The organism is Vibrio sp. D54 (genome assembly GCF_021728075.1).
GTDB classification, from domain to species: Bacteria; Pseudomonadota; Gammaproteobacteria; order Enterobacterales; family Vibrionaceae; genus Vibrio; species Vibrio alginolyticus.
In genome coordinates this window covers 68,895-81,207 of record NZ_JAKKCS010000014.1, presented here as the reverse complement: position 1 = coordinate 81,207, position 12,313 = coordinate 68,895, and the positions used below count along the sequence as shown (strand labels likewise).

The window sequence follows — 12,313 nt, the reverse complement described above, 5'->3', positions numbered from 1 at the left end:
TTTGTATTCAGTTAACGGTAGAACGAACGTCGCCTTCGGCTAACCGGGTAATCAATACATCTCCCGACTTAACATCTGAAGATTGCGTAATTACTTTACCTTGCTCAGTTTGAGTAATTGAGTAACCTCGTTTCAATGTCGCTAGTGGGCTGACGGTGTCCAACTTTTCTGCGGCAATCGCGAGTTGATGGCGCATAGTCAGTAACTTGCGATCCATTGCATCCATGAGCTTTTGCTCTACACGTTCTAGCTTCGACTTCTGCTCGGCAAGGCGTGTTACAGGAGAATTTAATTGCAGCCGATAATGTTGACGCTCGATTCGCTGTTGACGCAAGGCAATAAAACGACTCATCGCTCGCTGTAAGCGCATGTCCAACTCATCTAACTGTTGCGTCTGACGTTGCAAGCGATAGCTTGGGTGCTGTCTCTCTAGACGGTGCACTAATTGAGCAGATTGCTGCTTTTGTTGTGCTAGGTAGTAACGCATCGCGCTCGCTAACTTATGCTGGCGGGTAACTAAAGCTTGATCTTTGTGGCTGTTATCACGACTTACTAGCTCAGCGGCCGCTGATGGAGTAGGTGCGCGTACGTCGGCGACAAAATCTGCTATTGTCACGTCGACTTCATGTCCAACGGCGCTAATAATAGGAATTTGGCTTGCTGCAATCGTGCGAGCTAATATCTCGTTGTTAAAGCACCATAAGTCTTCTAATGAACCACCACCTCGGCCCACAATTAGCACATCACATTCATCACGGCTGTTAGCGCGACCAATGGCTTGTGCGATTTGAATGGCTGCGTCCTCACCTTGTACCACTGTCGGATAAATCACAACGGGTAGGGAAGGATCACGACGTTTCAATACGTCTAAGATATCGTAAAGCGCGGCACCAGTTTTCGATGTGATGACGCCAACACGTTTTGGGTGTTCAGGCAAAGGTTGCTTATTGGTTTGAGCGAACAACCCTTCTGCGGCAAGCTTCATTTTCAGCTCTTCAAACTCTTGCTGAAGACGGCCGTCACCTTCCGGTTGCATGCTTTCGATGATCAATTGGTAGTCACCGCGAGGCTCATAAAGAGAAAGACGAGCTTTTACTAGGACTTGATTACCGTTAGCGGGCTTGAAAGTAACGCGGCGATTGTTACCACGAAACATGGCACATTTAACTTGAGCGCGAGAGTCTTTAAGAGTGAGGTACCAGTGACCAGAGACAGGAGCTGAAAAGTTGGATATCTCTCCGACGAGCCAAACGATCCCCATTTCGTTTTCAAGGAGTAAACGAACTTCTGCGTTGAGACGAGAAACAGTAAAGATGTTTTGATTGGTCTTGGAGAGCACAGCTAATCTCTTAGACGTGAGTATGGAAATTAGCGGCAATATAATACATAGCAAGGGGGTAATTGCAAGAAAAAAATTAAAAAATTTGTGGTCAAGCGATTGCGTTAACCGTATAATCCCTCCGCAATATCTAATCCAAATGTAGCCAACAACCTAAAACTGGTTACCCTCATTATGCGAAACGATGAGATTGGATTGTCTTTTTACTCCTCTAATTGTGAGATATTGCAAATGCTAAGAATTGCCAAAGAAGCGCTGACATTCGATGACGTACTACTCGTGCCAGCTCACTCCACCGTTCTCCCAAACACAGCTGATCTTCGCACTCAGTTGACTAAGAACATCACCCTAAACATCCCAATGATTTCAGCGTCTATGGACACTGTTACTGAAGCTCGTCTAGCGATTGCGCTAGCGCAAGAGGGTGGCATTGGCTTTATCCACAAGAACATGTCTATTGAGCAGCAGGCAGCCGAAGTTCGTAAAGTTAAGAAGTTCGAAGCTGGTATGGTGACTGACGCGGTTACTGTAAACCCTGACGCGACCATCGCTGATGTTGTTGCACTCACTGAAAAGCATGGTTTTGCAGGTTTCCCTGTTGTCACTGAGAGCAATGAGCTTGTTGGTATTATCACTGGTCGTGACGTTCGTTTTGTGACGGACCTTTCTAAGAAAGTATCTTCAGTAATGACGCCAAAAGAGAAGTTGGCAGCAGTTAAAGAAGGTGCAACACGAGAAGAAGTGCAAGAGAAAATGCACGAAGCTCGTGTAGAGAAAGTATTGGTTGTGAATGATGAGTTCCAACTAACCGGTATGATTACTGCGAAAGACTTCCACAAAGCAGAACGTAAACCAAACGCATGTAAAGATGAGCGTGGTCGCCTACGTGTTGGCGCAGCCGTTGGTGCTGGCGCTGGTAACGAAGAGCGAGTTGCTGCATTAGTTGAAGCTGGCGTTGACGTTCTACTTATCGACTCTTCACACGGACATTCTGAAGGTGTTCTAAGCCGTATCCGCGAAACTCGCGCAGCATACCCAGATCTAGACATCATCGGTGGCAACGTAGCAACTGGTGCTGGTGCTAAAGCACTAATCGAAGCTGGCGTAAGCGCAGTGAAAGTTGGTATCGGCCCTGGTTCTATCTGTACAACTCGTATTGTAACGGGTGTGGGAGTTCCACAAATCACTGCAATCGCAGATGCGGCAGAAGTGGCTAATGATTATGGTATTCCGGTTATTGCTGACGGTGGTATCCGTTTCTCAGGTGATATCTGTAAAGCAATCGTAGCTGGCGCATCATGTGTGATGGTTGGTTCTATGTTTGCTGGTACTGAAGAAGCGCCGGGTGAAGTGATTCTATACAATGGCCGTTCTTACAAGTCTTACCGCGGCATGGGTTCTCTTGGTGCTATGTCTCAAGGTTCTTCTGACCGTTACTTCCAGTCTGACAACGCAGCGGACAAGCTAGTACCAGAAGGCATTGAAGGTCGTATCGCATACAAAGGCCGTCTAAAAGAGATCGTACACCAACAAATGGGTGGTCTACGTTCAAGCATGGGTCTAACTGGTTCTGCAACTATCGAAGATATGCGTACGAAAGCTGAATTTGTACGTATCTCTGGTGCAGGTATGCAAGAGTCTCATGTACACGATGTTCAAATTACTAAGGAAGCGCCGAACTACCGTCTAGGGAACTAATTACCTAACGGAAACGTTTGCTTTTTCCTTGAAGCATTAAGAAGAGGCGAGTACACTCGCCTCGGTTTTAATCACTTAGCCTTAAAAAGACTGCTCAAAATGACTAAAAATATCCATGACCAACGTATTCTGATCTTGGACTTCGGTTCTCAGTACACTCAATTAGTAGCACGCCGCGTACGTGAAATCGGCGTTTACTGTGAACTATGGAGCTGGGATGTAGAAGAAGCGGATATTCGCGAATTCAACCCAGATGGCATTATCCTATCTGGCGGTCCAGAAAGCGTAACGGAAGAGAACTCTCCACGCGCGCCTCAATATGTATTTGACTCTGGTGTTCCTTTACTTGGCGTATGTTACGGCATGCAAACTATGGCGGAACAACTAGGTGGCAAAGTAGCAGGCTCTAACGAACGTGAGTTTGGCTACGCTCAGGTTAAAGTTTCTGGTGAATGTGCCTTATTTAAAGATCTTGAAGCAACTCAAGACGTTTGGATGAGCCACGGCGACAAAGTAGTAGAGATCCCAGCCGATTTCGTAAAAGTTGGTGAGACAGACACTTGTCCTTACGCTGCGATGGCGAACGAAGAGAAGAAATACTACGGTGTTCAGTTCCACCCAGAAGTGACACACACAAAAGGTGGCCTACAAATGCTTGAGAACTTTGTTCTTGGCGTATGTGGCTGTGAGCGTCTATGGACTTCGGAATCTATCATCGAAGACGCGGTTGCTCGCATTAAAGAGCAAGTGGGTGACGACGAAGTTATCCTAGGTCTATCTGGTGGTGTTGATTCATCGGTAGTCGCGATGCTGGTTCACCGTGCAATCGGCGACAAGCTAACGTGTGTATTTGTTGATAACGGTTTACTTCGTCTAAACGAAGGTCAACAAGTAATGGATATGTTCGGCGACCAATTTGGTTTGAACATCATCAAAGTTGACGCTGAAGAACGCTTCCTAAAAGCACTTGAAGGCAAGTCTGACCCAGAAGAGAAGCGTAAGACTATCGGTCACGTATTCGTAGATGTATTCGATGAAGAGTCTAAGAAGCTGAAAAACGCGAAATGGCTAGCTCAAGGTACGATTTACCCTGATGTAATCGAGTCAGCTGCATCTAAGACTGGTAAAGCGCACGTGATCAAATCGCACCACAACGTGGGCGGTCTTCCAGATGACATGGAAATGGGTCTTGTTGAGCCACTACGTGAGCTGTTCAAAGATGAAGTTCGTAAGATTGGTCTAGAATTAGGCCTGCCTTACAACATGCTTTACCGCCACCCATTCCCAGGTCCTGGTCTAGGTGTTCGTGTTCTTGGTGAAATCAAGAAAGAGTACTGTGACTTGCTACGCCGTGCTGATGCTATCTTTATTGAAGAGCTGCACGCAGCTGATCTATACAACAAAGTATCTCAAGCGTTCACGGTATTCCTACCAGTACGTTCTGTTGGTGTAATGGGCGATGGCCGTAAATACGACTGGGTTGTATCACTGCGTGCAGTAGAAACCATCGACTTTATGACGGCACACTGGGCGCACCTACCATACGACTTCCTAGGTAAGGTATCTAACCGTATTATCAACGAAGTTGATGGCATTTCTCGTGTTGTTTACGACATTTCTGGTAAGCCACCAGCGACTATCGAGTGGGAATAATTTTCCTCTAGACAGTTGAGTTTATAAGAACCAGCCTTCGGGCTGGTTTTTTTGTACTTCAAGTTTGTGAAGAGGTGGCTCAACTTTTTTGTGAGAGATATATACATGCGGTTAAATTAAATATATATTCATTTTAATTGTTTAATTATCATAAATGGTATTGCTATGGAACAGGCTGACGTTACCTCTCTCATTCCCATCCTTATTACTCTTTTCCTCGCGCTGACCACAAGAAATGTCGTTGTTGGTTTATTCGCCGGTGTGGTGAGTGGTGTCGCTATGCTTGAAGGGACATTTGTCGAAAAAAGGCCACTAGACTCGTTTAGTGCATTGATGAAAAGCTATCTACTGCCGCAATTAACTGACAGCTACAATGCGGGCGTCATTTTGCTCTTGGTCTTTATTGGTGGCTTTGTTGCCTTGATGGAGAAATCTGGCGGTGGTGTGGCGTTTGCTAAAAAGGTCACTCAATGGGTGGCGAGTAAGTGCCAAGCTCAACTGTCCGCATGGTTCGGTGGTGTGGTTATTTTCTTCTCTGACCTTGGTACACCGTTGATTGTTGGTCCTGTTTTTCGCCCTTTATTTGATAAGTTAAAAGTATCACGCCAAAAATTAGCTTTTATTATCGACTCTACTTCCTCTCCCGTCGCAATCTTGATCCCTTTTATCGGATGGGGCGTTTACATCATGGGATTGATTCAAAAAGAGTTTACTGCCCTGAATGTCAGTATGAGTGATTGGGATGCTTTCATTGGCGCGATCCCGTATCAGTTTTACGCCTTTCTTGCGATCGCGATTGTGCCGATTGTCTCTTTCTTCAAATTAGATTTCGGACCGATGGCGAAGGCTGAGCAGTTAGCAGAACAGGGCTCCGACTTTGGGAACGTACAGGAGTCTATGAATGTGTTTACGCATAAAAATGCAAAATCCAGTTTTGTATGGGCGCCTTTGCTCGTTATGCTGGTGGTTCTATGTACCATCCTCGTGCCACACGGTTTTCCATTTCAAAAAGTGGCAGGATCAACGTTTAGGGCTGCACTTTCTTCTGCATATTTCTTCGCGGCCTTCACTTTAATTGCGCTGATGGCGTTTTATGGCGTAAGAAAGCTTTCGGATGGTATTCAGGTTTATCTGAAAGGGATGTCAAACATGATGTCAGTGGCGGTGATTCTGGTATTGGCTTGGGCGCTTAGCTCGGTTGGGAAAGAATTAGGTGCAGCTGCATACATTGCTGAACAAGCTCAAGCCGGTTTCCCTTACTGGTTATTGCCAGCGGTTGCGTTTTTACTGGCCGGTATTATCTCGTTCGCTACGGGATCATCTTGGGGGACGTTTGCCATCATGATGCCATTAGTGATCCCAACTGCCGTCGCGATTGATGCACCACTGTTGGTTTGTATTGGTGCGGTATTATCTGGTGGCTTGTTTGGCGATCACTGTTCTCCCATCTCTGAAACTACGATTTTGTCGTCGACAGGAGCGGGGTGTGAACAGTATGAGCACTTCCGTACACAATTGCCTTACGCATTACTCAATGGAATGATCGCATTGGGGTGTTTTCTTTTAGCTGGAATCAACGCCTCACCAGTGATTGTACTTGCCGCAATTATTTCTCAGTGTGTGGTTTATTTTGTGCTGTCTAAACAAAAGTCAACCGCGAAGCTAGAGGTGGTTTCGGCAGAACAATAAAGAGAGAAACATCACAAAGCGGAGGCTCACAGGGTCTCCGCTTTTCTTTTGAGTCAAGGTAACATTTTTCTTGTGACAAAATGTGTGTGAGGACCTATTTATTCATTTTGTCTCGCAGAATCAACGTACTTGGCTCGGTGTTTCGTATATATGATCCACTATATGTCTAGTTATTCCTCGTATATTGTATTGTTGAAATCCGGAGACTAGACATGTTTGCACTCAAACATCTTCCTCTTGCATTGAGTTGTGTCTTAGCTGCACAAGTGAATGCGAGTATGAATATTCAGCCCGATCCGCAAAATCCGAATGGTTATGTTATTGCTCGTGGTGACGTTCAAGCCGTAGAGCAAAGCAAAACTTCTGATCCTATGTATGCCATTTGGTCACAAGCATTAGAGACACGCCCGAACTCAGTGGTTGAAGCGATTGTTCCAGGGGCGACAACCAACCCAGAAAACGTGAAGCGTGTAGAGCGTGTATTCCCCGAAAGTGAGTGGGACTTCCTGACTCAAATGGCTGCACCTGAATACACTTACACGCGTTTCCTACGTGCAATTGGTAAGTTCCCTGCATTCTGTGGTGAGTACACAGACGGTCGTGATTCGGATGCAATTTGTAAAAAATCGATCGTGACAGCGTTTGCTCACTTTGCACAAGAAACCGGTGGCCATATTTCGATCGATAACGTATCGGATAATCCGCTAGGGTTGGAAGAGTGGCAGCAAGCTTTGGTTCATGTGCGAGAAATGGGATGGTCTGAAGGGCAAGAAGGTTACACAACAGGTTGTGGTCAAAATGACTGGCAAAACAAACGCTGGCCATGTGAACCTGGACAAGGTTACTTTGGACGTGGTGCAAAACAGCTTTCTTACCATTTTAACTATGGCGCGTTCTCTGAAGTGATGTTTGATGGTGATGCATCTGTATTGCTAAAAAATCCAGGCTTGGTTGCGGATTCGTGGCTGAACTTAGCATCGGCTATCTGGTTCTTCCTAACCCCACAAGCACCGAAACCTGCAATGCTACATGTGATTGACCGTACTTGGGTGCCTTCACAGCGTGAGCTTGATGCTGGCATTGGTTACGGCTTTGGTACCACCATCAACGTGATCAATGGTGGTATTGAGTGTGGTGAGCAAAACAAGGATAAAGGTCAACCTGTTAACCGTATTCGTTATTGGGAAGGTCTTGCCGCCCATTATCAAATTCCAATTGAAGCCGATGAGACCAATACCTGTTGGCAGCAGACGCCTTACGGTAGCTTAAATCTGAATGGTGCGACAGACGTGTTGTACACCAACTGGGATGGAAACTGGAAATACTACTCAGATCGTCCGGGAGGCCACTCTTTTGAATGTGAACTTGTTGGTTTCCAAACGGCTTACTCTGCGCTAGTTGCGGGTGATTATGAGAAATGTGTAACTAACTTCTACCAATCTCATGCGGGTTGGCCAGAAGTTCGTGTAGTTGACAAGTTAGATCCAGTGGATCCGGTCGATCCGCCTGTAGGTGGTGTGGCAGCTTGGGATTCTGGCAAAGTATATAACACGGGGGAACAAGTCTCTTACCAAGGTGCTGTTTACGAAGCGAAATGGTGGTCACAAGGTAATGAGCCAACGAAAGGAGACCCGTGGAAGCTGGTTTCAGGCACTCCTACGGAGCCGCCTACAACGGAACCTGAACCACCGGTGACTGAGCCAGAGCCGCCCGTCACAGAACCTGAGCCGCCAGTAACCGAGCCAGAACCACCAGTGACAGGCAATTTTATTCAGTGGGAGCCGGGTGTAACGCAAGTCGCTAACGGCGATAAAGTGACGTACCAAAACAAATGTTTTGTTGCGAAAAATGGCCCAGGAGTGTGGGAAAGCCCAACGCAAAGCAACTGGTTCTGGGACGAGATTTCTTGTCAGTGATCGAGTAAAAAACAACCTAACCATCTATAAAGACTCTGCTTTTTTGCAGGGTCTTTTTTTATATATGTAGTGGTTTATTTATGGAATCTAAGTTTTCAATAACAGCTTTTCTCTTTTGTTCTGGAGCCCATTAAAATTCGCGCGCATTTTTTATCAACATTTTTGAAAAAAGGTATTTGTACATGTCGACAAAACTGGCTAACCCAGCACCGCTAGGTCTAATGGGTTTCGGTATGACCACTATTCTGCTCAATATTCATAATGCAGGATTTTTCCCAATTGACTCTATGATTCTAGCGATGGGCATCTTTTACGGTGGCCTTAGCCAAGTAATCGTTGGCATCATGTGTTTTAAACGCGGTGATACGTTCGGCACAACTGCGTTTACTTCTTACGGTCTATTTTGGCTAACATTGGTTGGTCTAATCGTAATGCCTCACATGGGGCTTCCTGCAAGCCCTGCAAGCTTTATGGGTTGGTACCTAGCGCTTTGGGGCATCTTCACTGGTTTCATGTTCATTGGTTCTCTATGTTACCCAACAGCGAAGCAAGTGGTATTTGGTTCTCTAACTATCCTGTTCTTCTTGCTTGCTGCTCGTGATTTCACTGGTAGCGAAGTGATCGGTGCTATCGCTGGCTTCGAGGGTATCTTCTGTGGCGCAAGTGCAATTTACTTTGCAATGGCGCAAGTACTGAACAACGAATTTGGTCGTGAAGTGTTACCTGTCGGTAAAGCAAAAATCGCTCGTAAAGTTGAAGCGGTTATCGCCTAAGCTGTTACTCATAATGAAGAAAGGGGGATTAACCATTGGTTAATCCCCCTTTTTTATGTCCTCAATCGGACCACTGCTTTTTCTTATTTATGTGATAACGCTATGTTGATGGTTGCTCAACAGTTTCTGCGCTATTGCTGTCTGCCGTTGGAGCTTTACCCGTTTTACGTCGGTACTTATCTTCCCAGTAATCTGCGCCTTTAATGCCCAGTGCAACAGGGTTAAATGTAAAATCGGTCACACCACGTTTTTGTTGTTCTTCGTAGTCGTTCAGTGCTTTGAGTGCAGGCTTCGACATAAAGAAAATGATCAAAATACCGATGATGTTTAGCCACGCCATCAGTCCTACACCTACATCACCCATCGCCCATGCTAAGTTGGCGGTTTTCACGGTTCCGTAGAACACGGATGAAATAATGATGACTTTCAGAATAAACATCAGTCCATTTACTTTGAACGTACGACGAATGTAAGCAATGTTCGTTTCTGCAATGTAGTAGTAAGCCAGAATGGTCGTAAACGCGAAGAAGAATAGAGCGATTGCGATGAATGGTTTACCCACGCCAGGTAGTGCGCTTTCGATCGCCATCTGTGTAAACACAGGGCCATTTGCACCAATATCCGCTGGTAGGTTTTGAACCAGGAATGTACCTTCAATCGCACCATTTACGTTGTACGCGCCAGTGATAAGAATCATGAACGCGGTTGCTGAACACACAAGTAGTGTATCGATGTAAATAGAGAAAGATTGAACAAGACCTTGCTGAGCAGGGTGATCAACACTCGCTGCTGCTGCTGCGTGAGGACCAGTACCTTGACCTGCTTCGTTGGAGTAGACACCACGTTTTACACCCCAGCCGATTGCTGCACCAACGCCTGCCATTGGTGTGAACGCGTCACCAATGATCATGCCGAAAATGCGTGGAACCTCACCAATGTTTAGAAGGATGATGACAAACGCAGTAATGATGTAAGCTAACGCCATAAATGGCACAACGACTTGGGTAAAGTTCGCGATACGCTTTACGCCACCAAAAATGATGAAAGCCAAAATGACACAAACAACCGTACCAGTGAAAATTTTAGCAAAACTGAAGGTACCAATAGCGGTTTCAATCATGTCACCTGAGCCAAATGCGGCTTCTACTGCGTTACCGATACTGTTCGATTGAACGCCAGGAAGTAGAACACCACAAGCAAAGATGGTCGCGATAGCAAAGATCCAAGCGTACCATTTTTGTCCCATTGCTTTCTCAATATAGTAAGCAGGGCCACCACGGAACTCGCCTTCGTCTTCTTCTTTATAAATTTGTGCAAGTGTTGATTCTGCGTATGCGGTTGCAGCGCCAAAGAAGGCTACGACCCACATCCAGAATACGGCGCCTGGGCCACCGAAACCGATAGCAGCAGCAACACCAGCAATGTTACCTGTACCTACACGGCCAGACAGTGAAACGGCAAGTGCCTGAAATGATGATATCCCTTTTGTTGAACTCTTCCCTGAAAGTAATAAGCGCCACATCTCAAAGAAGTGACGAATTTGTACAAAACGCGTCATGATTGAATAGAACAAACCTGCGCCAAGGCACAAATAGATCAGTACCGGGCTCCAAATAATTCCATTCAGAAAATCAACTAATGACTGCATGAGTATTTTCCCTGTTAGTTGTGTTTGTGGTTGTTTTTCACACAATACATTACCCTTTATGTAATGCAATTGTTAACTTTTTTAGCTACAAATCCTTTGTAGCGTGATGATGAACACAGAATGGAGAGTGGTTGTTAAAATTTGGTTCTTGTTGCTTATTTGCTCCTTTTAGGTAGAAGATTTGCCTGATGATTAATTATGCAGCACATTGTCATTTAAATGTGCTGCGATTTTGATGAGTTAAAAATGCCAATGGTTATGCATTTTGTGGAGTAAGTGTCTGTCTGTCTGTTTTTTGTTCAGCCATGTCCTCAGGCGTAACGACAAAGGTTAAGCTCCGCATTATCCATCACTTTTGCTTTTTCACCTTTCATTACGCTTGCTAGCAATTGACCTGAACCACAAGCCATCGTCCAGCCCAGAGTTCCGTGTCCGGTGTTAGTAAAAAGGTTATCGTATTTAGTCGCGCCGATAATTGGTGTGCCATCAGGCGTCATTGGCCTAAAGCCGCTCCAAAACTCAGCTTGGCTGAAGTCACCACAACGAGGAAAAAGATCACGGATGACCATTTCGATGGTGTTTTTGCGCTTTTGTGGAAGGGAAGCATCAAACCCTGCTAATTCTGCGGTGCCAGCTACGCGAATTCTGTCATCAAATCGAGTCATAGCGACTTTATAGGTTTCATCCATCACAGTAGATCGAGGAGAGAAGTGTTCATCTTCCATCGGGATGGTGAGTGAATAGCCTTTGACAGGGTAGACCGGAATATCAATATCGAGTTGCTTGAGTAGCGCTGTAGAGTAGCTGCCAGAGGCCACCACATATTGGTCTGCTTTAAATTGTCCTCGGTTCGTTTGGACACCTATGATCTTTTTGCCTACTGTAACCCAATTGCTTACTTCAGTATCGAACTCAAATCGGACACCGTGTGCCTTAGCAAGCTCCGTTAGTTGTTGGCAAAATTGATGGCAATCGCCCGTTTCGTCATCAGGTAGATGCAAGCCACCAACCAGTTTGTCTTTCACAAGTGCAAGCCCTGGCTCTTGTTCAATACATTGTTCGACGTCCATTAGCTCAAATCGAGTTCCACTTTGTTCAAGGAGCTGCATGTCCTTTTCAATAGCTTGCAGCTGTTGATGTGTTCGGAATACTTGCAAGGTCCCAAACTGACGCCCTTGATACTCAATGGCGTGTTCTTGGCGTAACTGTTCTAAGCAAATACGGCTGTGGTTGGCGATAGAAAGCATGCGAGCCTTGTTAACTTGATAGCGAGGTAGGGTGCAGTTCGCGACCATTTTACTCGCCCAGCGGATCATGTCGGCATTCAGAGTGGGTTTGATTTTAAGTGGAGCATGCTCCTCCATTAACCACTTAATGGCTTTAACAGGAACACCAGGCGCAGCCCAAGGCGAAGAATAGCCGTATGAAATCTGCCCGGCATTGGCGAAGCTCGTTTCCATGGCACTGCTTGCTTGGCGGTCAATGACGGTAACTTGATAGCCTGCTTGAGATAAATACCAAGCAGAGGTTAAGCCGATAACGCCGCTGCCTAATACGATGACTTCCATTGATGCACTCCACACATTTATCAGAGTGC

Annotated in this window: 8 protein-coding genes; 5 read left to right on the top strand and 3 right to left on the bottom strand. The window is 45.8% G+C overall.

From position 1 onward, the window contains the following. Window positions 1–7: 7 nt before the first annotated feature. Window positions 8–1,339, bottom strand: a complete 1,332-nt coding sequence (xseA, locus tag L3V37_RS17300) for an exodeoxyribonuclease VII large subunit (RefSeq protein ID WP_005381689.1) — start codon at window positions 1,337–1,339, stop codon at window positions 8–10. 231 nt (window positions 1,340–1,570) lie between these two features. Here xseA and guaB point away from each other — a divergent pair, with 231 nt between their 5' ends. The 5 genes from guaB to L3V37_RS17275 all read left to right on the top strand — a co-directional run bounded on the left by guaB (window position 1,571) and on the right by L3V37_RS17275 (window position 9,068). After that, on the top strand, window positions 1,571–3,037 hold the full coding sequence (gene guaB / locus L3V37_RS17295) for an IMP dehydrogenase (protein WP_005391524.1): 1,467 nt from the start codon (window positions 1,571–1,573) through the stop codon (window positions 3,035–3,037). A gap of 99 nt (window positions 3,038–3,136) precedes the next feature. Next, the gene (guaA, locus tag L3V37_RS17290) at window positions 3,137–4,690 is read left to right on the top strand and encodes a glutamine-hydrolyzing GMP synthase (protein WP_005381685.1); all 1,554 of its coding nucleotides are present in this window, start codon (window positions 3,137–3,139) and stop codon (window positions 4,688–4,690) included. Between the two features lie 165 nt (window positions 4,691–4,855). Then, window positions 4,856–6,379: a Na+/H+ antiporter NhaC family protein gene (locus L3V37_RS17285; protein WP_237306677.1), complete on the top strand. Its 1,524-nt coding sequence runs from the start codon at window positions 4,856–4,858 to the stop codon at window positions 6,377–6,379. Between the two features lie 212 nt (window positions 6,380–6,591). Next, on the top strand, window positions 6,592–8,295 hold the full coding sequence (locus L3V37_RS17280; protein WP_206949575.1) for a chitinase: 1,704 nt from the start codon (window positions 6,592–6,594) through the stop codon (window positions 8,293–8,295). 182 nt (window positions 8,296–8,477) lie between these two features. Continuing rightward, complete coding sequence (locus L3V37_RS17275; RefSeq protein WP_005381682.1) at window positions 8,478–9,068, top strand: GPR1/FUN34/YaaH family transporter; 591 nt, start codon at window positions 8,478–8,480, stop codon at window positions 9,066–9,068. A 100-nt stretch (window positions 9,069–9,168) separates the two neighbouring features. Here L3V37_RS17275 and L3V37_RS17270 read toward each other — a convergent pair whose 3' ends face one another. Beyond that, window positions 9,169–10,716 (bottom strand): sodium:alanine symporter family protein, encoded by a 1,548-nt coding sequence (locus L3V37_RS17270; RefSeq protein ID WP_005381681.1) that lies wholly within the window; start codon window positions 10,714–10,716, stop codon window positions 9,169–9,171. A 311-nt stretch (window positions 10,717–11,027) separates the two neighbouring features. Next, entirely contained in the window at window positions 11,028–12,284 is a 1,257-nt protein-coding gene (locus L3V37_RS17265) for a D-amino acid dehydrogenase (protein ID WP_130545199.1), read from the bottom strand. Between the last annotated feature and the right edge of the window lie 29 nt (window positions 12,285–12,313).